The 24,442-nt window shown below is 68.0% G+C and carries 23 protein-coding genes; 18 read left to right on the top strand and 5 right to left on the bottom strand.

What is annotated here, in order from left to right:
• Window positions 1–224: 224 nt before the first annotated feature.
• The gene (locus BT264_RS06630) at window positions 225–443 is read right to left on the bottom strand and encodes a hypothetical protein (RefSeq protein WP_072436509.1); all 219 of its coding nucleotides are present in this window, start codon (window positions 441–443) and stop codon (window positions 225–227) included.
• A gap of 57 nt (window positions 444–500) precedes the next feature.
• Between BT264_RS06630 and BT264_RS06625 the strand changes: the two genes are divergently transcribed.
• From BT264_RS06625 to BT264_RS06605, 5 genes are read left to right on the top strand one after another with little or no spacing between them, the layout of a single operon-like run.
• Window positions 501–2,885: an MCP four helix bundle domain-containing protein gene (locus BT264_RS06625; protein WP_072436510.1), complete on the top strand. Its 2,385-nt coding sequence runs from the start codon at window positions 501–503 to the stop codon at window positions 2,883–2,885.
• Between the two features lie 22 nt (window positions 2,886–2,907).
• A complete protein-coding gene (locus BT264_RS06620; protein WP_072436900.1) occupies window positions 2,908–3,636 on the top strand; it encodes a methyl-accepting chemotaxis protein in 729 nt (242 codons plus the stop codon).
• A complete protein-coding gene (locus tag BT264_RS06615; RefSeq protein WP_072436511.1) occupies window positions 3,633–4,205 on the top strand; it encodes a hypothetical protein in 573 nt (190 codons plus the stop codon). The genes BT264_RS06620 and BT264_RS06615 overlap by 4 nt, the downstream gene beginning before the upstream one ends.
• Window positions 4,206–4,227: 22 nt before the next feature.
• Window positions 4,228–5,187, top strand: coding sequence for a chemotaxis protein CheX (locus tag BT264_RS06610; RefSeq protein WP_072436512.1), 960 nt, complete (start codon window positions 4,228–4,230; stop codon window positions 5,185–5,187).
• A gap of 36 nt (window positions 5,188–5,223) precedes the next feature.
• Complete coding sequence (locus BT264_RS06605) at window positions 5,224–5,589, top strand: response regulator (protein ID WP_072436901.1); 366 nt, start codon at window positions 5,224–5,226, stop codon at window positions 5,587–5,589.
• Between the two features lie 31 nt (window positions 5,590–5,620).
• On the opposite strand, the gene BT264_RS06600 is transcribed toward BT264_RS06605, so the two are convergent.
• Entirely contained in the window at window positions 5,621–6,502 is an 882-nt protein-coding gene (locus BT264_RS06600) for a LysR family transcriptional regulator (RefSeq protein ID WP_072436513.1), read from the bottom strand.
• A gap of 133 nt (window positions 6,503–6,635) precedes the next feature.
• Here BT264_RS06600 and BT264_RS06595 point away from each other — a divergent pair, with 133 nt between their 5' ends.
• From BT264_RS06595 to BT264_RS06580, 4 genes are all read left to right on the top strand, one after another.
• Entirely contained in the window at window positions 6,636–8,075 is a 1,440-nt protein-coding gene (locus tag BT264_RS06595; protein WP_072436514.1) for an MFS transporter, read from the top strand.
• A 195-nt stretch (window positions 8,076–8,270) separates the two neighbouring features.
• Window positions 8,271–8,489: a hypothetical protein gene (locus tag BT264_RS06590; RefSeq protein ID WP_072436515.1), complete on the top strand. Its 219-nt coding sequence runs from the start codon at window positions 8,271–8,273 to the stop codon at window positions 8,487–8,489.
• 10 nt (window positions 8,490–8,499) lie between these two features.
• A complete protein-coding gene (locus BT264_RS06585; RefSeq protein ID WP_072436516.1) occupies window positions 8,500–8,949 on the top strand; it encodes a DUF3592 domain-containing protein in 450 nt (149 codons plus the stop codon).
• A 137-nt stretch (window positions 8,950–9,086) separates the two neighbouring features.
• Window positions 9,087–9,881: an enoyl-CoA hydratase gene (locus BT264_RS06580; RefSeq protein ID WP_072436902.1), complete on the top strand. Its 795-nt coding sequence runs from the start codon at window positions 9,087–9,089 to the stop codon at window positions 9,879–9,881.
• Between the two features lie 166 nt (window positions 9,882–10,047).
• Here BT264_RS06580 and alr read toward each other — a convergent pair whose 3' ends face one another.
• A complete protein-coding gene (gene alr / locus BT264_RS06575) occupies window positions 10,048–11,169 on the bottom strand; it encodes an alanine racemase (protein ID WP_072436517.1) in 1,122 nt (373 codons plus the stop codon).
• A gap of 301 nt (window positions 11,170–11,470) precedes the next feature.
• On the opposite strand from alr, the gene BT264_RS06570 reads away from it, so the two are divergent.
• Window positions 11,471–11,842, top strand: a complete 372-nt coding sequence (locus tag BT264_RS06570) for an MAPEG family protein (protein WP_072436518.1) — start codon at window positions 11,471–11,473, stop codon at window positions 11,840–11,842.
• Between the two features lie 43 nt (window positions 11,843–11,885).
• Here the strand turns inward: BT264_RS06570 and BT264_RS06565 are convergent, their stop codons facing one another.
• Complete coding sequence (locus BT264_RS06565; protein ID WP_072436519.1) at window positions 11,886–12,833, bottom strand: LysR family transcriptional regulator; 948 nt, start codon at window positions 12,831–12,833, stop codon at window positions 11,886–11,888.
• A gap of 120 nt (window positions 12,834–12,953) precedes the next feature.
• Here BT264_RS06565 and BT264_RS06560 point away from each other — a divergent pair, with 120 nt between their 5' ends.
• The 8 genes from BT264_RS06560 (at window position 12,954) to BT264_RS06525 (ending at window position 23,175) form a co-directional block, all read left to right on the top strand.
• The gene (locus BT264_RS06560) at window positions 12,954–16,493 is read left to right on the top strand and encodes an ABC transporter ATP-binding protein/permease (protein ID WP_072436520.1); all 3,540 of its coding nucleotides are present in this window, start codon (window positions 12,954–12,956) and stop codon (window positions 16,491–16,493) included.
• Window positions 16,494–17,018: 525 nt separating this feature from the next.
• Window positions 17,019–17,771 (top strand): glutamine ABC transporter substrate-binding protein GlnH, encoded by a 753-nt coding sequence (gene glnH / locus BT264_RS06555; protein ID WP_072436521.1) that lies wholly within the window; start codon window positions 17,019–17,021, stop codon window positions 17,769–17,771.
• Window positions 17,772–17,837: 66 nt separating this feature from the next.
• Entirely contained in the window at window positions 17,838–18,494 is a 657-nt protein-coding gene (glnP, locus tag BT264_RS06550) for a glutamine ABC transporter permease GlnP (protein ID WP_072436522.1), read from the top strand.
• On the top strand, window positions 18,491–19,219 hold the full coding sequence (glnQ, locus tag BT264_RS06545; RefSeq protein ID WP_048246371.1) for a glutamine ABC transporter ATP-binding protein GlnQ: 729 nt from the start codon (window positions 18,491–18,493) through the stop codon (window positions 19,217–19,219). The genes glnP and glnQ overlap by 4 nt, the downstream gene beginning before the upstream one ends.
• A gap of 20 nt (window positions 19,220–19,239) precedes the next feature.
• Window positions 19,240–20,298, top strand: a complete 1,059-nt coding sequence (locus BT264_RS06540) for a C45 family autoproteolytic acyltransferase/hydrolase (RefSeq protein WP_072436523.1) — start codon at window positions 19,240–19,242, stop codon at window positions 20,296–20,298.
• Between the two features lie 15 nt (window positions 20,299–20,313).
• On the top strand, window positions 20,314–21,648 hold the full coding sequence (locus tag BT264_RS06535; RefSeq protein WP_072436903.1) for an aspartate aminotransferase family protein: 1,335 nt from the start codon (window positions 20,314–20,316) through the stop codon (window positions 21,646–21,648).
• 35 nt (window positions 21,649–21,683) lie between these two features.
• Complete coding sequence (locus tag BT264_RS06530) at window positions 21,684–22,238, top strand: carboxymuconolactone decarboxylase family protein (protein ID WP_072436524.1); 555 nt, start codon at window positions 21,684–21,686, stop codon at window positions 22,236–22,238.
• Window positions 22,239–22,389: 151 nt separating this feature from the next.
• Window positions 22,390–23,175 carry an extensin gene (locus tag BT264_RS06525; protein ID WP_072436525.1) on the top strand — a complete coding sequence of 262 codons (786 nt, stop codon included), beginning with the start codon at window positions 22,390–22,392 and terminating at the stop codon, window positions 23,173–23,175.
• 76 nt (window positions 23,176–23,251) lie between these two features.
• On the opposite strand, the gene BT264_RS06520 is transcribed toward BT264_RS06525, so the two are convergent.
• Window positions 23,252–24,442 carry a M20 aminoacylase family protein gene (locus tag BT264_RS06520; protein WP_072436526.1) on the bottom strand — a complete coding sequence of 397 codons (1,191 nt, stop codon included), beginning with the start codon at window positions 24,440–24,442 and terminating at the stop codon, window positions 23,252–23,254.

The following is a 24,442-nucleotide window of genomic DNA, read 5'->3' as shown; positions in this document are numbered from 1 at the left end:
TGCGAGCGCGGCGCGTTCGTCTTACGGTGTCGCGCCGCGTTGCGTTGCGTCATGCGCCGTGCTCGAACGCCCGCGAACACGTGAAGGAATCGGGGCAGGCGGTCGGTTCCGAGCGCGTGATCGTGACGGCCGGCGCGGGCCCGCACATCGCATCCGGTATTTTCCGCATGACGGGGCGGCAATGAATCGACTCGCACGATAATGCGCAAACGTTTTACCGTTATTCAATAAAATCGATTGGGCGGAACACGAATAAAACAATGAATATCCGTTACTCCGCCGATTCGGCAAACTCCGCAGCGTTGGTGGTCGGGTGTTAACGGCAAACCCGCAAAGAACTTTAGCTTTTTCCTGCCGTAATTAATCATTCCAATTTTCTCAATGATCGATTGATTAACGGTCATCGGACAGTCATACACCATCCCCGATAATTCGGCGCTCATATTCTTTCATTAGATCAATGGGCGGTCGAAGCCGGATCGCTGCGGGGAGCTGTACTCATGACCATCCGTCATCGCATTACGCTGCTAGTCGTCCTGACGTTCTTCGCGCTGTCCGCGATCGGCATCTATGCCGTGTACCAGACGCGCAAGAGCGCGTCCGAGGTGCGCCAGGTTACCCAGGGCATCGTGCCGAGCGCGCTCGCGTCGGCCGATCTCGTCGCCGATGTGAAGAACATCCAGATCGCGACGATGACGCTCGTCTATGCGCCCGACGCGAATACCGCCGCGCAGGCGCGCGACGAGCTGAAGGCGAAGCAGGCCGCGCTGCGCGCCGCACTCGACGCGCAGGCGCGATCGGCGGTCGGCCGCGCGCAGGAAGGCCTCGTCGCGCAGGCGAAGGACAGCGCCGCGAACTATTTCGCGGCGATCGACGACACGGTGAAGATGAAGGTCGACGGCAAGGCCGAGATGGCGCAGGCCTACCTGTTCGCGAACGTCGCGCAGTATCGCGACGAACTCGAAAGCATCGTCGACACGCTGCGCGTCGAGAAGAACCGCCAGAAGGACGACGCGATCAGCGCGCTGAACGGGATGCTCGCGACGACGGCAACCGCGATCGCGGGCGTCGCGGGCACGGTGATCGTGCTGCTGACCGCGCTCGGTTTCGTGCTGTATCGCCAGATCACGCGTCCGCTGATCGGGATGCAGACGATGATGAGCGAGATCGCGACGAGCCAGGATTTCACGCGCCGCGTGCCGGTGGGCCGGATGGACGAGATCGGCCATTCGATCGTCGCGTTCAACGGAATGATCGAGAAGATCCAGGAGAACGCCGCGCAGCTCAAGCAGAAGACGGCGGACATCCAGGCGATGCTGCAGAACATGCAGCAAGGGATCCTGACCGTCGTCGAAGGCGGCGTCGTGCATGCGGAGTATTCGGCGTACCTCGAAACCATCTTCGAGACGAACGACATCGCCGGCCGCGACCTGATGGCGCTCGTGTTCGACGATTCGGCGATCGGCGCCGACGCGCGCTCGCAGGTCGAGGCGGCCGTGCACGCGTGCCTCGGCGAAGACAGCATGAACTTCGAATTCAACGCGCACCTGCTCGTCAACGAAGTCGCGAAGCGGATGCCGGACGGCCGCGAGAAATGGCTCGACCTGAGCTGGTCGGCGATCACCGACGAGACCGATACGGTCGTGCGCCTGATGCTGTGCGTGCGCGACGTGACCGAGATTCGCGAGCTGACCGCGCAGGCCGGCGAGCAGCAGCGCCGCCTCGAGATGATCGGCGAGATCCTGTCGATCAGCCAGGACAAGTTCCATGACTTCGTGCACAGCGCGAAGGACTTCCTCAGCGAGAACGAACGGATGATCCGCCAGCACGAGCGCGCCGATCATTCGATCGTCGCGGCGCTGTTCCGCAACATGCATACGATCAAGGGCAATGCGCGCACGTACAGCCTGCAGCACCTGACGAACATCGTCCACGAAGCGGAACAGGCGTACGAATCGCTGCGCCGCGCGGACGGCGGCCCCGAGTGGAACCGCGACGCGCTGATGGACGACCTGATCCGCGTGCGCGAGGCCGTCGAACGCTACGCGACGATCAACGCGGTCACGCTCGGCCGCAGCGGCGAACCGGCGCACGGCGGTGCCGATTACCTGATGGTCGAACGCGCGCACATCAGCGAGAGCCTGCGCGTGCTCGACGGTGCCGATCCGGCGAACGCGAACGACTGGCAGGCGGCACGCGATGCCGTGCGCCGCATGCTGAGCCAGCTCGGCACGCAGGGCATCGGCGACGCGCTCGGCGGCGTGATCGAGTCGCTGCCGTCGCTCGCGGCCGAACTCGGCAAGCCGGCGCCCGTCGTGCATATCGACAGCCACGGCCATCGCGTGCGCAGCGAGATCGGCGCGACGCTGAAGAACGTGTTCATGCACCTGCTGCGCAATTCGATCGACCACGGGATCGAATCGTCCGAAGAGCGCCGCGCGGCCGGCAAGGCGGCGTCCGGCACGATCGACATCGCGGTCGGCGTCGGTGGCGGCGAGTTGTGGTTCGTGTTGAGCGACGACGGCCGCGGCCTCGCGCTCGACCGGATTCGCGGCATCGCGCGCGAGCGCGGGTGGATCGATGGCGGCAACGAAGCGGCGCTCACCGACGAAGCGGTGGCCGAGCTGATCTTCCGGCCGGGCTTCTCGACCGCGCACGCGGTAACCGAGGTGTCGGGGCGCGGCGTCGGCATGGACGCGGTGCGCAACTTCCTGAAGCGCGACGGCGGCGACATCGCGCTGCGCTTCACCGACGATCGCGTCGGCGCGCCGTATCGCGCGTTCGAGACGATCGTGTCGCTGCCGGCGCGCTTCGCGGCGGACGGTGCCGGTCACGGCGCCGCACACGAGCGCGCGCGCATTGCAGACGTCGGCGCAGCGGAGTGATGGCGTGATCGTGCAGGCGTGGATGATCCCGATTGCCGCCGCGCTGGCGGGCGGCTTCGTCGTCGCGGCGGCGGCGGCGGTCGTGTTTCGCGTGATGCGCAAGCGGCTTGTCGCAGCGATGGCACGTGACGCGCATGCGTTGCGCGGCGCGCTCGATGCGGCCGACGCGAAGGCGGCAGAAGCGGCGTCGGCACATGCCGAAGCCGCCGACGCATGGGCGCAACGCGAGGCGCGGCTCCAGGATGCGCTGGCGCGCGAGGCGTCCGCGGCCGGCACGCAGCGCGACGCGCTGCAGGCGCTGTCGGCGGACCGCGCCGCGCTTGCGCAGCATGCGATGAAGATCGCCGACGAAGCCGCGCGCCTGCGCGGGCTCGCCGGCACGTTCGAGCGCTGGCACGAGCAGATGATCTCGCTGACCACGCAGAACCAGGACATGCGCACGAAGAACCAGGAGCTGTCGGCGATCGTCGCGCACGTGTCGATCGTGTCGCTGAACGCGTCGATCGAGGCCGCGCGCGCGGGCACGGCCGGGCGCGGCTTCTCGATCGTCGCGAGCGAGGTGCGCGGGCTGGCCGCACGCTCGCAGCAGCTGTCGAACAGCTATCGCGACAGCCTGAACCGCAACGATCTCGTGACGGCCGCGACGTTCCAGGACATCCAGGCCGGCGGCAAGATGATCACGGCCGCGCTCGCGACCGTCGAGACGCTGGCCGGGCAACTGCACGCGCGGATCGAAGGAGAGGCGGCGTGATCGGCGCACAGGCGAAAGCCGGCTTCGAGCGGATCTTCTTTGATGCGGCGCGCACGCGGCTCGCGTCCGGCGGCGCGTGCGACATCCGGCCGTCGGCCGACGATGCGCACGATCCCGCGTGCATGAAGTCGCGATCGAAACCGAAGGTGCCCGAGTACGTCGTGGTGCTGACGATCTCGGCGCTGCATTTCCGCCTGCTGCTCGCGCTGCGCTTCAGCGACGACGATGCGACGCGCCGCCATTTCGCCGGCGCGACGGCGGGCACGAGCGGCCAGCGGCCGCTGCCCGAAGCGTTCATGGAAGTCGCGAACCTGTGCTGCGGCGCGATCAACCAGGCGCTGACCGTGCCGTTTCCCGATCTCGGGATGTCGACGCCTTCCCTGCTGAGCGGCGCGAGCATCGACTGGCTGCCCGCGCTCGCACCCGATTACGTGGCCGCCTACGACCTGACGCTCGACGGCGACGTGCGCATCGGCGCGACGCTGTGCGTATGCGCGAACGCGCCGGTCGATTTCCATGTGCCGGAAGCGGCCGCGGCGGATACCGGCGGCGAACTCGAACTGTTCTGATCGACCATGAGGAACCCTTGAGATGACCGAAGACCAACCTGTCAGCAAGGTGCTCGTGCTCGACGACAGCCGCACGCATGCCGATGCGATCAAGCGTTTCTGCGACGAGCACAACCTGGTCGGCCTGACCGTGCGGCGCAGCCGGCTGCTGAAGGTGCTGCGCTCGAATATCGATCTCGGTGCGATCCTGCTGGCCGAGGATTACGGCGGCTCGCCGGTCGAGAGCGCGATCATCGCGACGCAGATCGACGCGCTGCGGCCCGAGCTGCCGATCATCCTGCGCCGCGAATCGCTCACATCGCGCGACGGGCTGCCCGACGCGCTTGCGCGGGTGGCATGCGCAGCCTACGTCGCGGACGACATGACGCCGCTCAAGCGCGCGATCGACGAATACCTGTTCGGCCGCGACTACCCGAACGCGCTCGTGCGCGGCATCTCGGAGATCACCGAGGCGCGCATCGACAGCCTGTTTCCGTGCATGACGATCGAGCACGAAACGCCGTGCATTGTCCGCGACCAGATCATCTTCGGCGAGGTGTTCAGCCTGATCGCGCTCGAAAGCGCGTGGTGCCGCGGCTACATGCTGCTGCAGACGAGCGAGCAGCCGCTGCTCGACATGATCGGCGGCACGCGCGACGACGGCCGCGCGCCAGACTTCCGCGACGTGAACAGCCTGCTCGGCGAGCTGACCAACCTCGTGTGGGGAGCGTTCAAGAACCGCTATCTCGGCGACGCGGAGGCGCTCGCGCGCCATCCGGTGCAGGTGCCGCTCGTCGTCAATCACAAGCAGAAGTTCATTTCGTTCGGCGGCGACTGTCCGCAGCTCTGTTTCAAGTACCGGATGACCGACCCGGCATCGGGGCGGTCCGTGTGTCTCGACCAGCGTTTCGTGTTCAGCCTGAGCTGGTCGCCGGAGGATTTCCGCGAATCGGTGCCGGACGTGGGGCCGATGGTCGAATCGGGCGAACTCGAACTGTTTTGAATGTTGAAGTCCGAAATAAAGGAAGGGGAATACGACATGGCAAAGATTCTGGTGGTCGACGATTCGGGCACGGTGCGCGACGAGGTCGCGGGGTTCCTGCGCAATCACGGGCTCGACGTCGCGACGGCCGTCGACGGCAAGGACGGGCTCGCGAAGCTCAAGGCGACGCCCGGCGTGCGCCTCGTGATCAGCGACGTGAACATGCCGAACATGGATGGCCTGACGATGGTCGAGAAGATCCGCGGCGAACTGGCGAACACGGCGGTCAACGTCGTGATGCTGACGACCGAAAGCAGTCCGGCGATGAAGGAGCGCGGCAAGGCGGCCGGCGTGAAGGGCTGGATCGTGAAGCCGTTCAAGGGCGACGCGGTGCTCGACGCGCTGAGGAAGCTCGCGGGCTGATGGCGGGCCGCGCGTGCCGCGGGCAGGGGCGTTACCGGGACGACGGGCCGGCGGACGAGAATTCGTCGACGACGGCCTCGATCACGGCCTGGATGCGCGCTGTCTTGTAGAGATCCGCATGCGCGACGAGCCACACGTCGAAGTGGTTGCATCGGCGCGGCATGAGGCGTACCAGTTGCGGCTCGAGGTCGGCACGAAAACAGGGCAGTTCCGCCACGCCGAGCCCCGCGAGCGTGGCCTCGACCAGCATCATCGTCGACGATGTCTGGAACATCACGCGGCCGCGCGACGTCGGTTCGCCGCACAGCGCACCCCACATCGTCGGCATCACCGGCTGCTGGTACATCACGAGATCGTGTCCTTCGAACGCATGGCCCGGCGTCGGTTCGCCGCGTTCGGCCAGATAGCCGCGGGACGCATAGATGCCGCTTTCCAGATGCCCGAGCCGCCTGACGATCAGGTCCGGCGATTCCGGACGCAACGTGCGAATCGCGAGATCCGCTTCGCGCCGCGTGAGGTTGGCGATTTCCGTGGACGTCACGCACGCGACGTCGATCCCGGCGTGCTTGTGGCGCAGGCGGGCGATGGCCGGAATCACGAAACGCTTGCCGAGCGAGTCGGTCGTCGCGATCCGGACGGATCCGGACAATTGGTCGTCGAGCCCCATCACGCGCCGCTCGATCGTCAGCGACGCGCGTTCCATCGTTTCGGCGGGCTCGAGCAACGCTTCACCCGCGGTCGTCAGCACGTAGAGGGCCGGGGTGCGCAGGAACAGGCGCGCGGAGAGTTCGTCCTCCAGCGCACCGATGCGGCGTCCCACCGTTGCCTGATCGACGTTCAGTTGCGCTGCGGCGGCACGCAGCGTGCCGGTGCGCGCCAGGGCCAGAAAGAAGCGGGCGTTGTCCCAGTTCATGCGGATGGGTGGTTTCGCGAGGCAAGGCGGTGACGGAAGCGGAGATGCAATTCTGCATCATCTGGATGCGAAATTACTACTTTTCTGCATTGCGCACGGTTTCTAGACTCCCGGCATCGACCTGGAGTTTTTCATGACCGACTGTCAATCCGCCTCCGTTGCCGTACCTGTACCCGCACCCGTGGCGACGGCAGGCCGCCCGACCGCGCGCGGCCGCCACCTGACGCTTGCGCTGGTCGCGATCGGGATGTTCATGGCGGTGCTCGATACGACGATCGTCAACGTCGCGCTGCCCGCCATGCGCGCCAGCCTCGGCGCGACGGTCGCGCAACTCGCGTGGATTGTCGACGCCTATACGCTCAGCTTTGCCGCGCTGATCCTCGCGGGCGGCACGGCGTCCGACCGGTTCGGCGCCGCGAACGTTTACCTGGCCGGGCTGGCGCTTTTCGTCGGCGCGTCGGCGGCCTGCGGTCTCGCGCCGTCCGTGGCGGTTCTCGTGGCCGCGCGCTTCGTGCAAGGCGTGGGCGCGGCGCTTTTTCTCCCCGCATCGCTCGCGATCGTCCGCGGTACGTTCGAGGTGCCAGCCGAGCGGGCCAGGGCGATTGCCGTATGGGCAGGCATCGCGTCGGTCGCGGCGTCCGTGGGGCCCGTGCTGGGCGGCATTCTGGTGGAGGGCTTCGGCTGGCGCAGCGCGTTCCTCGTCAACGTGCCGACCGGCGCGGCCGCGTTCGCGGGGGCGGCGCTGCTCGTGCGTATGCCGGCTTCGCGGCACACGCGTCGTTTCGACTGGGCCGGCCAGTTCGCCAGTGCGGCCGCGCTTGGGGCGCTGTGCTTTGCCGCGATCGAGCTGCCGACGCGCGGCCTCGGTGCGCCGGCCGTCTGGGGGGCGATGCTGGCCGCCGGGCTTGCGACAGCCGTGCTGATCGTCGTCGAACGGCGCATCCGCGAGCCGATGGTGCCGCCCGCGTGGTTTCGCAATCGCGTGTTCGTCGCGATGAACCTGATGGGCGGCCTTGTCTATGTCGGTTACTTCGGCCTGCTGTTCGTGCTGAGCTTGTACTTGCACGGAAGCGTCGGCCTGAATGCGCGACAGACGGGCCTGATGCTGCTGCCGCTCGCGCTGAGCCTGTCGCTCGGCAACCTGCTGTCCGGAAAGCTGCACGGACGTGCCAGTGCGGCCCGGTTGATGTCGGGCGGCCTCGGCATGGCGACGCTCGCCGTCGTGGCGCTGGCGGGCGCGCTCGCGATGCGCGCGCCGTGGCCGGTGACCTGGGCGGCGATGGCGGTGTTCGGCACCGGAACCGCGCTGTCCGTGGCACCGATGATATCGACGGTGCTCGATCAGGTGCCGGCGGACGCGGCCGGCGTGGCGTCGGGGTTTCTCAATGCGGCGAGGCAGGCCGGAAGCCTGCTCGGGGTGGCCATCGCCGGCGCCGCGACGATGCTGCTGCCGAAGCCGGCGGCGTCACTATGGGCGGTCGCGGCGGTCAGTTCGGCGGCCTATGCGATAGCTGCGTTGGCAGCGCTGACGACGCGTGCCGGCGCGGCGAAAGGCGCCGGGCGGCGCGGCTGAAGCGCGCTGTCGTTTTCAACGCGACGCCGCGCACATCTTGCTGCGGCAGTCGATCGCGGGCGCCGGGTAGCGGCGGCTGACGCGCAATTTACAGCGCTCCGCGATGTCCGTATCCTGCCGAATGCCGAGGGCGGCGTGCCTGCGCGTCACGCGCATCACGCCCGGCATCCATAACAATCAGGAACGGGGATTCCGATGAAAACCAAAATCGATCAGGCAGTGCTTGCGCGCGGCGCATGCGCGGCACGGGTGGCTGCACCGACGGACGGCAAGCGCATCCTGTTGGCGCAGTACAAGGTCACGGGCTGCAACGGCCCGTACGAAGGCGTGACCGACGAAACGGGGCGAGGCGTGATGTACCGCTGCAAGACGCAGTCGAAGATCGACGTGTCGTTCTATCAGTCACGCCCGTAGGGCCGGTGCGATGGCGTCCGAATCCCGCCGCGCCGCGCCGCACACGGAGATGCCGATCGTGAAGGGCGTCGTGTTCACCGTCGCGGGCACGTGCCTGCTGATCGGTGTCGCCATGTACGCGCAGTCGACGCGCGAGTTCCTGCGGACGTCGGTCGTCGTGCCGGGCCGCGTCGTCAAGCTGAACGCGGGCCCGCATCATCCGCAGATCGCGTTCACGACGCTCGCGGGCGAGCATGTCGAATACCCGCAGGGCGGCGATGTCAGCGTGCCGGACGGCGCGACGGTCGAGGTGCGCTACGCGCCGGAGGCGCCCGCGATGACCGCGCGGATGAATACGTTCGGCGCGATCTGGGGCGGCGTGCTGACCTTCGGCGGCATGGGTGCCGTCTTTCTCCTCGGTGGCGTCGGGCAGTTGTGGTCGGGCGTGCGCGCGTGGCGTAGCGGGCGCAGGCACCCGTGACCGCCAGCGCCGCGCCGCGACTGGACGCCGCGCGCAATGTGGAGGACCATTTCATCGACATGCCGCGAACGCGCATGCGTCATCGCCGCCCGTTCGTGCCGCACCGAATCCTGCCGAACTCCGTCGAGCGAAACGTCATGGAACCCGATCAAGAGACTGCCGAGCCGATCCTGTTGCGCGAGGTGCGCGACGGCGTCGTCACGCTGCGGCTGAACCGGCCGCAGCAGTTCAACGCGCTGTCCGAAGCGATGCTCGCGAGCCTGCACGACGCGTTCGGTGCGCTGGCGGCCGATCCGCACGTGCGCTGCGTCGTGCTGGCCGCGCAAGGCAAGGCGTTCTGCGCCGGCCACGACCTGCGGCAGATGCGCGCCAAGCCGGAACTCGACTACTACCGCTCGCTGTTCGCGCAGTGCAGCCGCGTGATGCTCGCGATGCGCGCATTGCCGGTGCCGGTGATCGCGCGTGTGCAGGGCATCGCGACGGCCGCCGGCTGCCAGCTCGTCGCCGCGTGCGACCTGGCCATCGCGGCCGACACCGCGCGCTTCGCGGTATCGGGCATCAACGTCGGGCTGTTCTGTTCGACGCCGGCCGTCGCGTTGAGCCGCAACGTTACGGCGAAGCGCGCGTTCGACATGCTCGTGACCGGGCGCTTCGTCGATGCGGCGACGGCCGCCGCGTGGGGGCTCGTCAACGAGGCCGTGCCCGAGGACGCGCTCGACGCGGCCGTCGCGCGCAAGGTCGCGGAGATCGTCGCGAAGAGCCCGGCCGCGGTGCGCTACGGCAAGCAGATGTTCTATCGCCAGCGCGAATTGCCGCTCGACGAAGCGTATGCGTATGCGGGCGACGTGATGGCGCGCAACATGATGGAAGAGGATGCCGGCGAAGGGATCGACGCGTTCCTCGAGAAGTGGAAGCCGACGTGGCGCTCGTAGTACACCGCCGGATAGGCCGGTCGAACGGAGCGGAAGGGCTGTAACAAACGCGTATTCTCCGGCTCCGGTTTCCCGTCCGCCGGAACGTAAACGGACCGCGCGAGGCGGCCCGAAAGTGAAGCGGCACGCGCGGCGGCGCGGTAGTGCGCCGCAGCATCAACCGCGGTCAGCGCCCGTAGCTCCCGGTCCGCAGCGCCGGCTGCGCGGTCGACGCGCCGGGCGGCACGATCACGACCGGCACGCGGCGCGCGAGCGCGCACATCAGCTCGTAGCCGATCGTGCCGCTGGCTTGCGCGACATCATCCACCTTCACCTGGTCGCCCCACAGCTCGACGCTCGACCCGATGCCCGCGTTCGGGCACGGCGTCAGGTCGACGGTCAGCATGTCCATCGACACGCGGCCGACGACGCGCGTCATCACGCCGTCCACCGCGATCGGCGTGCCGGTCGGCGCATGGCGCGGATAGCCGTCCGCGTAGCCGCACGCGACGACGCCGATCCGCATCGGCCGGTCGGCCGTGAAGCGGCGGCCGTAGCCGACGGTTTCGTCCGGCGACAGCGTCTGCTCGCCGATGATCCTGCTCGTCAGTGTCATCGCGGCCACCAGCGGCGTGTCGGCGATATGCCGCGCCGCACCGGTCGGCGACGCGCCGTACAGGATCGTGCCAGGCCGCACCCAGTCGCGGTGCGCGCGCGGATGCCACAGCACGGCCGCCGAATTCGATACCGAGCGCTCGCCCGGAATCCCGGCCGTGGTCGCGTCGAATAAATCGAGCTGCCAGTCGACCTCGCCTTCGTCCGCGTTCGCGAAATGCATCATCAACGTGATCCTGCCGATCGACGGCGCGCTCGCCGCGCGTTCCCACGCGGCGCGGAACGCGGCGGGCCGGTAGCCGAGCCGGTTCATCCCGGAATTCATCTTGAGCTGGATGTCGATCGGCTGCCGCGGCTTCGCGGCGATCAGCAGGTCGAGCTGCTCGTCGCAGTGCACGGCCACCGTCAGCCGGTGGCGATCGGCCAGCTCGACGTCGTCCGGCTCGAAGATCCCTTCGAGCAGCAGCACGGGCTTGTCCCAGCCGAGCTCGCGCACGCGCACGGCTTCGTCGAGGTCGAGTAGCGCGATGCCGTCGGCGGCCGCGAGGCTCGGGTAGATCCGCTCGATGCCGTGGCCGTATGCGTTGGCCTTGATCACGGCCCACACGCGCGATTGCGCGGCGGTGCGGCGGATGAAGTCGAGGTTGTGACGGACGGCGTCGGGGCGGATATGGGCGACGATGGGACGGGGCATGGCGATGGCTCGGGTCGGATGTCGTTCGGCACGCGGCGGCGCGCCCGGGTCGGCAGGCTGGCTCGGTTACGCGTCAAGCCAGTGTCGAGCGCTATCTTATTGGTGTTCGACCAGTTTTAATTAACGTATTTGTCGACGATTTGGTGGAAATTTTGGTGGTGGACCACGCCGGCCGCGGCCGGCGGCGGCACGTGCAGCCGAGTCTCCCGTCTAGAAAACCGGTGCGCGAACAGCACGGCGCAATGCTAAGCTCCCGGCGATCTTGTCATTGAACAATGTAATCATAAAGGAGGAGACTTTGATGACGACGTCCCAGCTGTGCCTGTTCATCGTGGCGCTGTTACCGTTCCCGCTGACGTTCCTGGCCAAGGCTCGCAAGGGCTACGACAACCGCACGCCGCGCGATTACCTCGCGAAACTCGAGGGCTGGCGCGCGCGGGCGCAGGCCGCACACCAGAACGCGTGGGAAGCGCTTGCGCTGTTCACGGCCGCGCTGGTGGTCGCGTGGCACAACGGCGCGAACGCGCATCACGTCGACCAACTCGCGATGGGTTTCGTCGCGATCCGCGTCGTCTATGCGCTGATGTACCTGCTGAACTGGGCGTCGCTGCGTTCGCTCGTGTGGTTCGCCGGGATGGCGTGCGTCGTCGCGCTGTTCTTTGCCACGCCGTAACGGGCCGGGGAGCAGGCGGTGCCGGCCTCGCGTGCCGGCGCTGTTATGCGCCGCCCGCGCCCCGCGCGTGACTATCGTTGGATGCGGGCGCAACGATCTTGGCGACGAACGGCGGCGCGTCCGCTTCGCGGCGCAGGAACGCGATCAGCGGATCGAGCAGCCGGTGCCGCGTCGACGGATGGCGGCGCAGCACGAAGCGCCATGACGCATCGCGCTGGAGGCCCGGCACCAGCGGCACCAGACGTCCGCTGCGCAGTTCGGGCTCGATGAGCGGCACGCGGCCGAGCGCGATGCCCGCACCGCCGACCGCCGCGCCGATTACCTGGCTGAAACTGCTGTAGCGGACGATCTTCGTTTCGAAATCGCCCGGCAAGCCGAACTCCGATGCCCAGTTGCGCCAGTCGATCTCGGGGCTGTTTTCGTGCATCTCCTGCAGCAGCCGCGAGCGGCACACGTACCCCGATGCGTACGGATACAGCTCGGGGCTGCATACCGGAAACACGGTCTCCCGCATCAGCACGTCGTCGTCGGCCCGCAGCCGGTGCGCGGGCACGTGCACGATCGCCAGATCGATGCCGCTGCGCGCGAAATCCGGTTCATCTTCGAGCACGACGGCATGCAGCGGCGTTTCGGGATGAAGCGACGAGAATTCCGCGAGACGGCGTGCGAGCCACATCGACGAAAACGGCGCATTGGCGGAAACGGTGAGCCGTTGCGCGGTGCCGCGAATCTCGGCGCAGGCGTCGGTCAGGCGCGACAGCGCGTCGCTGACGGCCGGCAGCAGGCGTGCGCCGGCCGGCGTGAGGCCGATGCCGCCGAGCCCCGTGCTGCGTTCGAGCAGCCGCGCGCCGAGCGATTCCTCGAGCGCGCGGATCTGGTGGCTGACCGCGCTGGTCGATACGTTCAGCTCGGCCGCCGCGCGCGCGAACCCGCCGAGGCGGACAGCCGCCTCGAAAGCCCGCAGTGCGCTAAGGGGAGGAAGGTGCGACATGCGGGGTATTGTAGTTGACTCAACACCCGTTGAAAAATCATCTTTTGCCGCGCGCGGGCCGCGCGGGTAGCCTCGATCCGGTCAAGAAAAACCGCACCAAAACACCGACTGGAGGGCTTCATGTATTTCGACCGACGACTATGGGCAATGATGGCGGGACTACGCTGGCGGGTGGCCGCGGCCGTCGCGCTCGGGCTGCTCGCGATGGGTGTCGGCATCCTCCGTTTCGTGTTCCTCGGCCGCGTGCTGGCGCGGGTCTTTTCCGCCGCGCCGGTGCGCAGCATCGCCGAAGCCGTCGTCGCAACGGCGGCCTGCGTGCTGCTGCGCGCATGGCTCGACCATCGCCGCACGGTGCTCGCGCAGCATACGGCCGGGCGCGTGCAGGCCACGCTGCGCGCGCGGCTGTTCGACCGGATCGCCGCGCTCGGGCCCGCATGGTTCAGCGGCGAACGCACGGGCGGCGTGATGCTGGCCGTCGTCGACGGCGTCGAGCAACTGCAGACCTTCTTCGGCGCCTACCTGCCGCAACTCGTGATCGCCGCGTGCGCGCCGGTGATGATCTTCGCGGTGCTCGCGTGGTGGGACGTGCCGACGGCCGCGATCCTGCTGGTCGCGGCGCTCGTCACGCTCGCGCTGCCGCAACTCGTGCATCGCGCCGACCGGCGCGCGGCGCTCGCACGCTCGGCCGCCTTCAAGGCGTTCGGCGAAGAGTTTCTCGATGCGGTGCAGGGCCTGCCGACATTGAAGGCGTTCGGGCAGAGCACCGCGTTCGGCGCGAAGCTGGCCGCGAAGGCGCGCGCGTTGTCCGACAGCACGTTCTGGGTGCTCGCGCTCGGCCTGCTGACGCGGCTCTTCACCGATCTCGGCACCGGCCTCGGCGCGGCCGCGGCGATCGCGGTCGGCGCGTGGCGCGTGCGGCACGGCGACATGAGCCTCGAGGCGCTGCTGATCGTGCTGATGGCCGGCAGCGAGATCTTCCGGCCGCTGCGCGACCTGCGCGCGGTGCTGCATCAGGGAATGATCGGCCAGTCGGCGGCGAATGCGATCCACGCGCTGCTCGACGCGGGCAGCCATGCGCCGGCCGCCGACGCGCCGCGCGTGACGGGCTTGCGGCCGGAGATCGTGTTCGACGGCGTCAGCTTCGCGTATCCGGGGCGCCGCGCCGGCGCGCATGCGGCACTGAGCTTCTCGGTTCGCGAAGGCGAGACGGTGGCGATCGTCGGCCCGAGCGGCGCGGGCAAGTCGACCATCGTGCGCCTGCTGCTGCGCCAGCACGATGCGCAGGGCGGCGCGATCCGCATCGGCGGTCACGACGTGCGCGCGCTCGACGCCGACCAGGTGCGCGAGATGATCGCGGTCGTCGCGCAGGATGCGACGCTGTTCGACGGCAGCGTCGCCGACAACCTGCGGCTCGGCCGCCCCGACGCGAGCGACGCGGACATGATCGCGGCCGCGCGCGCCGCCAACGCGCACGATTTCATCTCGGCGCTGCCCGACGGTTACGCGACGCGCATCGGCGAACGCGGGCTGATGCTGTCGGGCGGCCAGCGCCAGCGCATCGCGATTGCCCGCGCGCTGCTGCGCGATGCGCCGATCCTGCTGCTCGACGAGGCGCTGTCGTCGGTCGACGCGGAGAACGAAGCGCTGATCCAGCAGGCGCTCGACCGGCTCACGCGCGGGCGGACGACGCTCGTGCTCGCGCACCGGCTGTCCAGCGTGATCGGCGCCGACCGCATCCTGGTGCTCGACCAGGGGCAGGTGGTCGACGAAGGGACGCACGCGGCGCTGATCGCGCGCGACGGTCCGTATCGCCGGCTGATGGGGCCGCAACTGGAGGCGGTCGCCGAATCGATCGGCGCGGCGGCGACGGCCGGCGCCACCGCGCGTGCGTCGTCGGGCCCGCAGGTGCGGCCGCTGAACGACGACGCGGCGACGATCGGCTGGCCGGAAACGTTGCGGGCGCTGCTGCGCTTCGTGCGTCCGTGGAAGGGCAAGGTCGCGCTGACCGTGCTGTTCGGGATCGGCCGCGTACTCGCGTTCATCGGCGTCGGCGTGATCGGCGCGCTGGTGGTCGGCGCCGTGTCGGCCGGTCACGCGAGCATGGCGCTCGTCGCGGCGCTGCTCGCGATCGCGCCGGTCGCGGCCGTGCTGCACTGGCTCGAATCGTGGCTCGCGCACGACATGGCGTACCGGCTGCTCGCGGAAATGCGCATCGCGCTGTTCGCGACGCTCGAACGCCTCGCGCCGGCCGGGCTGCTGCGCCGCCGTTCCGGCGATCTCGTCGCGCTCGCGACGCAGGACGTGGAGACGGTCGAGTATTTCTATGCGCACACGCTGGCGCCCGCGTTCGTCGCGGTGCTCGTGCCGGCCGGCGTGCTGATGCTGCTCGCGTCGGTCGCGTGGCCGCTTGCGCTCGTGCTGCTGCCGTTCCTGCTGTGGGCCGGGCTGGCGCCCGTGCTGGCCCGCCGCGATGTAGACCGGCTCGGCACCGGCGCGCGCGAAGCGCTCGGCCAGCTCGGCGCGCACCTGACCGAAACGATCCAGGGGCTCGCGGAGCTGACCGCGTTCCAGGCGATCGCGCGTCGGCGCGAAGCGTTCGTGGCCGAGGTCGATGCGTATCGGAAGCAGCGCGCGAAGCTGCTCGACGACCTGTCGACGCAAAGCGCCGCGCTGGAAATCGCGAGCGGGCTCGGCGGGCTGGCCGTCGCGGCGCTCGGTGCGCTGCTGTGCGCGCGCGGCTGGTTTCCGCGCGAGTCCTTGCCGCTGCTGGTGCTGGTCGCGGTGGCCGCGTTCATGCCGGTTGCCGAAATCGGCCAGGTCGCGCGCCAGCTCGCCGACACGATCGCGTCGACGCGACGGTTGCGCGCGCTCGAGAAGGAGCCCGTGACCGTAACGGACGGCACGCAGCCGATGCCCGGCAACCCGGCGGTGCGCTTCGAGGAAACGTGCTTCACGTATCCGGGCCGCGGCGTGCCCGCGATCGACCGCGTGAGCTTCGAGGTGCCGGCCGGCAGCACGGTTGCGCTGGTCGGCGCGTCGGGCGCGGGCAAGTCGACGGTCGCGAGCCTGCTGCTGCGCTTCTGGGATCCGCAGCACGGCCGCGTGACGCTCGGCGGCGTCGACCTGCGCGACCTGCGGCTCGACGACCTGCGGCAGCACATCGCGCTCGTTGCGCAGGATACCTATCTTTTCAACGACACGCTCGAAGCGAACATCCGGCTCGCCGCGAACGACGCGTCCGACGCGGACGTGCAGCGCGCGATCGATCATGCTGCGCTCGGCGAATTCGTCGCGCGGCTGCCGGACGGGCTCGCGACGCGCGTCGGCGAGCGCGGCGTGCAGCTGTCGGGCGGCCAGCGCCAGCGTGTCGCGATCGCGCGCGCGTTCCTGAAGGATGCGCCTGTGCTGATCCTCGACGAGGCGACGTCCCATCTGGACACGATCAGCGAGCAGCAGATCCGCGCGGCGCTGGACGACCTGATGACGCAGCGCACGTCGATCATCATTGCGCACCGGTTGTCGACCGTGCGCAATGCCGACACGATTCTCGTGATCGAGCAGGGCAGCGTCATCGAGGCCGGGCGTCATGCGGAACTGATGGCGCGGCAGGGTGCCTATGCGCGGCTCGTGTCGCATCAGGCGAGCGGGGTGGCGGCGTGATCGAAGCCGTATCGGTGTGCCGCCGACCGGCGTTCATGCGCGAATCCCGCAACGCTCGTTGAGGCGCGCCGGCGGTTGCCGGCTTCGCGGGCACGACCACCCCGGCACGACGCCGTGTTGAATCGCTGACCCCCTGCGCGAACGGCGGGCGGATCGTGGCGAATGCGCTCGCGGTTTCGCCGTCGTCATCCCGCCGCACGTGTTGCACGGGATGGCAAACCCGCGGGCCCGCACCAAACGCGACCATCCTCTCTCACGTTCCGCCATCTGCCCGCGCGGCGCGACCCGGCCCGGGCGCTCCGCCCCGGCCATCTCCCCATTCCTCCGATGTATCCGGCCCGCGCGGCCCGGGTTTGTCTCGATGCAATTCCCCGTTGCGCACTTTTTTGTTGTCGTAGTATCGCCGTTGACAACACATGTTGCACTACGGTCTAATTCGACATCGCATGTTGCGGTGCGGCTTGATGTCGTCGTTCCCGCCGGCCGGCTGGCCGGCTACATCGCTCAATCATGCGGAGAGAAACCATGAGTCGCCGTTCCTTCCTGAAAGCCGTCGCGGTCGCCGCCGCGCTCGGCGCGAGCCTCGCGCACGCGGATACCAGGACGCTCGTCGTCGGCACCGATACGTCGTTCATGCCGTTCGAGTTCAAGCAGGGCGACAAGTACGTCGGCTTCGATCTCGACCTGTGGGCCGAGATCGCGAAGGACCAGGGCTGGAAATACACGATCCAGCCGATGGATTTCGCGGGCCTGATCCCGGCGCTGCAGACGCAGAACATCGACGTCGCGCTGTCGGGGATGACGATCAAGGAGGAGCGCAAGAAGGCGATCGACTTCTCCGCGCCTTACTACGACAGCGGCCTCGCGGCGATGGTGCAGACCGGCAACACGACGATCAAGTCGATCGACGACCTGAACGGCAAGGTGATCGCCGCGAAGACGGGCACCGCGACGATCGACTGGATCAAGGCACACCTGAAGCCGAAGGAGATCCGCCAGTTCCCGAACATCGACCAGGCCTACCTCGCGCTTGAAGCCGGCCGTGTCGACGCGGCGATGCACGACACGCCGAACGTGCTGTTCTTCGTGAACAACGAAGGCAAGGGCAAGGTGCAGGTCGCGGGCCAGCCGGTCAGCGGCGACAAGTACGGGATGGGTTTCCCGAAGGGCAGCGCGCTCGTGCCGAAGGTCAACGCGTCGCTCGTGAAGATCAGGGCCGACGGCCGCTACGCGCAGATCTACAGGAAGTGGTTCGGCGCCGAGCCGCCGAAGATGTGAGCGTGACGGCGCAACAGCGCGCGGCCGTGCGGCCGCGCCGGTCTTGAATCGAACGGGGAGCGACAAGTGAATTTCGATTGGTCGGCGATCTGGGCGGCGTTGCCGGACCTGATGGACGGGGTCCGGTTGACGGTGTTCATCGCACTTTTCGGGCTGGTGGGCGGCTTCATCGTCGGGATGATCGCGGGCATGTTCCGCGCATACGGACCGAAGGCGATGAACGTGCTCGCACAGGTCTACATTGAACTGATTCGCGGCACGCCGATCGTCGTGCAGGTGATGTTCCTGTATTTCGCGCTGCCGTTGCTCGCGCACATCCGGATCGACGGCCTGACGGCCGCGATCATCGCGATCACGGTGAATTCCGGTGCGTATCTCGCGGAAGTGGTGCGCGGCGCGCTGCTGTCGATCCCGAAGGGGCTGACGGAAGCGGGGCTCGCGATGGGCTTGTCGATGCCGCGCGTGCTGCTGAAGGTGGTTGGGCCGCTGGCGTTCCGGCGGCTGATTCCGCCGCTCGGCAACCAGTGCATCGTGAGCCTGAAGGACACGTCGCTGTTCATCGTGATCGGCGTCGGCGAACTGACGCGCAAGGGGCAGGAAATCATCGCGGGCAATTTCCAGGCGGTCGAGATCTGGAGCGCGGTGGCTGTCATCTACCTGATGCTGACCGGTGCGATGACGCTGACGCTGCGGCTCGTCGAAAGGAGGATGAGAATTCTATGAGCATGATCGAATTCCAGAACGTGTCGAAGAGCTTCGGCCACGTGCCGGTGCTGAAGCATATCGACCTGAAGATCGACGCGGGCGAGGTGGTCGTCGTGATCGGCCCGTCGGGGTCGGGCAAATCGACGATGTTGCGCTGTATCAACGCGCTCGAGAAAATCACCGGCGGCGAACTGCTCGTCGACGGCCAGAGCGTGCGCGGCAACGCGACCACGATCCGCAACATCCGGCTCGAAGCCGGCATGGTGTTCCAGCAATTCAACCTGTTTCCGCAAATGACCGCGCTCGAGAACGTGATGTTCGGGCCGACCCAGGTGCGCGGCGCATCGCGCGCCGACGCGCGCGACCAGGCGATGGCGCTGCTCGACAAGGTCGGCCTCGAATCGCGCGCGAATCATTACCCGTCCGAGCTGTCGGGCGGCCAGCAGCAGCGCGTCGCGATCGCGCGCGCGCTCGCGATCCGGCCGCGGCTGATGCTGTTCGACGAGCCGACGTCGGCGCTCGATCCGGAATTGCGCCACGAAGTGCTGAAAGTGATGCAGGATCTTGCAACCGAAGGGATGACGATGATCGTCGTCACGCACGAGATCGGCTTCGCGAAGCGGGTCGGCACGCGCCTGCTGTTCATGGATCAGGGCGGGATTGCCGAGGACGGCCATCCGGTCGACCTGATCGACCGGCCGCCGACGCCGCGCCTGAAGGAGTTCCTGAAACACGTGTCCTGAACGAAACCGATACATTCGACATGCCGCTTTCCCTTTCCCCCGTCATCGCCGGCGCGCCGTTCGATATCGGCGTGCGCCTCGGCGAACTCGCCCGTCCCGTGTTCGATGCGTACATGCAGCAGAGCGGCGCGTGGCAGGCCGTGAGCTGCTGGCGCGGCCATCCGTTCGTCGATGCGCTGCGGCAGGCGGCGCTGGCCGCGTACCCCGATCTCGTCGCGGAACTGGACGGGATCGCGGCGGGCATCGGCTGGCCGGCCGAGGACATCTTCCTCTGGAACTGCCGCGGCGAGCTGATCCACAACGCGCCGGACGGCTGCACGACGCTCGCCGGGCGCGACGCGGACGGCACGCGCTGGATCGCGCACAACGAGGACGGCGATCCGTTCCTGCGCGAGCGCTGCCTGCTCGTCGACGTGCAGCCTGCAGGCAAGCCGGGCTTCATCAGTTTCTACTACCCCGGTTCGCTGCCGGGCCATACGTTTGCCGCGAACCGCGCGGGTATCGCGCAGGCGATCAACAACCTGCGGATTCGCACGCCGGCACCGGGCGTGCCGCGGATGATCCTCGCGCGTGCCGTGCTCGACGCGACGTCGCTCGACGCGGCGGCCGACGTGCTGCGCCTGCATGCCCGCGCGAGCGGTTTTCATCACACGCTCGGCGCGACCGGCGATGCGCGGCTGCTGAGCATCGAAGCGAGTGCCGCGCGTTGTTCGGTGATCGACGTCGCACGGCTCGCGGGCCACGCGAACCATCTCGTGCATCCCGGCTGCGCAACGGACGCTCAGGAAGCGCAGATCGTCACGCAATCGTCGGCCGACCGCCAGCGGCGCGTCGACGCGCTGACGCCCGGCATCGACGCGATCGACGAAGCCGCGCTGCTGCGCGTGCTCGGCGATCGCGCGCCGGAAGGACTGCCGATCTACCGCGACGACCCGGCCGACCCCGACGACGAGAACACCCTCGCGACCGCGGTGTTCGCGATCGGCGCGGCGGCGATCGATTTCACCATTCACCAGCACGGCACGCAGCGCTTCGCGACGCGCATCGTGCCGTCCGGGCGCGCGCACGGCGCGTCCTGACCTATGAGGCAACGCATGACGACCGTTTTCCATCGCGCCCCGCGCGCGACCTTGCCCGTCGCCGTCGCAGGCGACGGCATCGAGATCATCGACTCGACCGGCAAACGCTATATCGACGCATGCGGCGGCGCGGCCGTCTCGTGTCTCGGCCACAGCAACCAGCGCGTGATCGACGCGATCAAGCGCCAAGCGCAGCAACTGCCGTACGCGCATACGTCGTTCTTCACGACCGACGTGGCCGAGGAACTGGCCGACCGGCTCGTCGACGCCGCACCGGCCGGCCTCGAACACGTGTATTTCGTATCGGGCGGCTCCGAGGCGATCGAGGCCGCGCTGAAGCTCGCGCGCCAGTATTTCGTCGAGAAGGGCGAGCCGCAGCGCCGCCATTTCATCGCACGGCGCCAGAGCTATCACGGCAACACACTCGGCGCGCTCGCGATCGGCGGCAACGCGTGGCGACGCGAGCCGTTCCTGCCGCTGCTGATCGAAGCGCATCACGTGAGCCCGTGTTATGCGTATCGCGACCAGCAGGCGGGCGAAACCGACGAAGCGTATGCGCAGCGCCTGGCGGACGAGCTCGAGCAGAAGATCGTCGAACTCGGCGCGGAAAACGTCGCGGCATTCGTCGCGGAAACGGTGGTGGGCGCAACGGCCGGCGCGGTGCCGCCGGTGCGCACGTACCTGAAGAAGATTCGCGCGGTGTGCGACAAGTACGGTGTACTGTTGATTCTCGACGAGATCATGTCGGGGATGGGGCGCACGGGCTACCTGTACGCGTGCGATGAAGACGGCGTCGCGCCCGATCTGCTGACGATCGCGAAAGGGCTCGGCGCGGGCTACCAGCCGATCGGTGCGACGCTCGTCAGCGACCGCATCTACCGGACGATCGTCGACGGGTCGGGTTTCTTCCAGCACGGCCACACGTACCTCGGCCACGCGACCGCATGCGCGGCCGCGCTCGAAGTGCAGCGCGTGATCGCCGAAGAGAAGCTGCTCGACAACGTGAAGGCGCGCGGCGAGCAGTTGCGCGCATCTTTGCGCAAGTATTACGGCGCACATCCGCATATCGGCGACGTGCGCGGCCGCGGGCTGTTCGTCGGCGTCGAGCTCGTGCGCGACCGCGACAGCAAGGCGACGTTCGATCCCGCGCTGAAGCTGCACGCGGTAGTCAAGCGCGAAGCGATGCAGCGCGGCTTGATGGTGTATCCGATGGGCGGGACGATCGACGGCGTCCACGGCGATCACATCCTGATCGCGCCGCCGTTCATCTGCACCGCGCAGCAGATCGATACGATCGTCGAGCGGCTGTCGGGCGCGATTGCCGCGGCGCTTGCTGCGGCCGGCGCGTGACGGCATCGATGCACTGAACCCTTACCGGAATCACCATGACAGACAGACTGCCACCCTTCGACCCTGCGTCGGCCACCGACGCACAGAAAGCCGTGCTGGCCGACATTCTCAGCGGCCCGCGCGGCAACCTGAACGGGCCGTTTCTCGGCTGGATCGCCAGCCCCGAGCTGGCCCAGCACGCGCAGAAGCTCGGCGCGTTCTGCCGCTATCGCACGGGCCTGCCGCTGCGGCTGTCGGAACTCGCGATTCTCGTGACGGCCGCGCGCTGGCGCTCGCAGGCCGAGTGGCACATCCACCATCCGATCGCGCTCGACGCGGGTGTACCGGCCGCGACGGCCGATGCGATCCGGCGCGGCGTCGAACCTGCATTCGAGTCGGACGACGACGCGCTGATCCATGCGTTCGCGAGCGAGCTGTACGATACGCGGCGCGTCAGCGACGCGACGTTCGCGCGTGCGGAAGCGCGCTTCGGCCACGAAACCGTCGTGAATCTCGTTGCGCTGCTCGGCTACTACGCGCTCGTCGCGATGACGCTGAACACGTTCGGCATGCGTGCGGACGGGCAAACCGATTTGCCGTTTCCGGAGTAATGGCCGCGCATTGATCGTGCCGGAACAGCGGATCCGAAACGTCTGACGATCGCGCCGCCGGCATCAATGCAACCAAATGTATTCATGCGGGATCAACGGCCGAGGGCCGCGTATCATGACTTGTTCACGTCGATATGATCGGTGAGCAAGCATGACGAGTACCCGCAAGACCTTGATGATTGCCGGAGGGCTCCTGGTAGCCGCTGCCGGCACTGGATACGTGATGCTCCTGCGTGCGGACCACCGTGCGATCGAAGACGCCGGCATCGGCGATTCGGCCGCGCCGGTTGCCGCGGCGCCCGCGAACAACGATCACGCGGTGCAGGGCGCCATCGCGCCGCCGGCACCGGCTGCCGCGACGGCAGCCCATCCCGATACGACACCGAAACAGGCGGCTGTTCCGCCGCCGCCATCCGCACCAGTGACCGCGCCGGCGCCTGCACCGGCAGCACCCGCGCGCGTCAGCGCCGCGCCTACATCTGTCCCCGCCGTTCCGGTTGTCAGCGAGAAAGCGCAGCCGGTGACGAAACCGAGCGCGCCGCCGCCGAAGGTCAACGTCGTGACGGTCGATGCGCAGGATTCGACCCCGCCGGCCGCGCAACCGGCACAGCCGGCCGCGCCGGCGCAGGTCACGCAACGCGCACCGCGCAAGCGCGACGGCCTCGAACGCCACGCGGCCGCAGCGCCTGCCGCAACGAAATCCGCAACCAAATCCGAAACGCCGGAGACGGCCGCGCTCGTCAGGGAATCGGCGAAGCTCGACCCGTCGTTGCCGCCACCACCGGTGTCGTCGATGTCGGCGAGTTCCGGTTCGACTCGGCAGGGCGGTTCGTCGTCGGGCGCGAACCCGGTGGCCGCCGCGATGACCGAGCAACTGGTCAGGCAGTCGAGCAGTCTCAATTCGCCGACCGGCAACCCGGCCGCCAACGCGAAGTGATGTCGGCGGCGGTGTGGAAAGGGGGCGGGACGACGGGCCGTCGCGCGAGCGGTCCCGCGCGGCTGCCATGGATCGTTCATGCGACGGGTAGATATCGTTCCACCAGTCTGGCCCAGAAAGCGGAACCGACTACCAGGTTTTCGTCGTTGAAGTCGTAGGTCGCGCTATGCAGCGTGTTCCCGCCGTCGGTCGGTCCATTGCCGATCCGCAGGAATGCGCCGGGGCAGGCCTGTAACATGTAGGCAAAGTCCTCGCTGCCCATCAACGGAGCCATCTGTTCCGTCACGCGCGCCTCGCCAACCAGCTCTTTCGCGACTTCGATCGCAAGCTCGGTTTCGGCTTCGGCGTTCGTCACTACCGGGTAGCCTTCCACATAATCGACGACGGCACGGAGGCCGTAACTGTCGGCCTGCGCGTGCACGAGCGCGGTGATTCTTTCCTTCAGCATCCGGCGGACATCCGCGTCGAACGACCGGACGCTGATGCTCAACTCGACTTCGCCCGGAATCACGTTCGGGGCCGATCCTCCGGCGATCTTGCCGATCGTCACGACCGCGGACTGCGTCGGATCGACGTTGCGCGAAACGACGGTCTGCAATGCCATCACGATACTGCCAGCCGCGACGATCGGATCGTTGGCCAGGTGCGGGCGGGCAGCGTGCCCGCCCTTGCCGATGACCTTCACGAAGACGCGGTCGCCCGCGGCCATGAAATGCCCCTTGCGGAACATGAACGTGCCCGCCGGCGCGCCCGGATGGTTGTGCATGGCGAACACCGCGTCGCAGGGAAAGCGCGTGAAGAGCCCTTGCTCGACCATGCGCTTGGCCCCGCTGTCGAATCCGCGTTCCTCGGCCGGCTGGAAGATCAGATGCACGGTGCCGTCGAATTGTCCGCGTTGTGCGAGGTGTCGGGCCGCGCCGAGCAACATCGCGGTATGACCGTCGTGGCCGCACGCATGCATTCGTCCCGGGTGGAGGCTCTTGTGACCGAACGTATTGCGTTCGTCGATCGGCAGCGCGTCCATGTCGGCGCGGATTCCGATACGACGTTCGCTCGAACCCCGCCGCAGCGTGCCGACCACGCCGGTGCCGGCAATCCCTGTCGCGACCGAATAGCCATATTCCTTCAGGCGACTTGCGACGATTTCAGCCGTCTGCACTTCCTCGAATGCCAGTTCGGGGCAGCAATGCAGCGTATAGCGCAGCCTGCGCATGTCGTCGGCAAGCGGCTGCAGATCGTGGATGGAACTGAGGTCGGGTAATAGCAT

It is taken from the genome of Burkholderia sp. NFPP32, from assembly GCF_900119325.1.
GTDB lineage: Bacteria > Pseudomonadota > Gammaproteobacteria > Burkholderiales > Burkholderiaceae > Burkholderia > Burkholderia pyrrocinia_C.
This window is presented reverse-complemented; position numbering and strand designations above follow the sequence as displayed.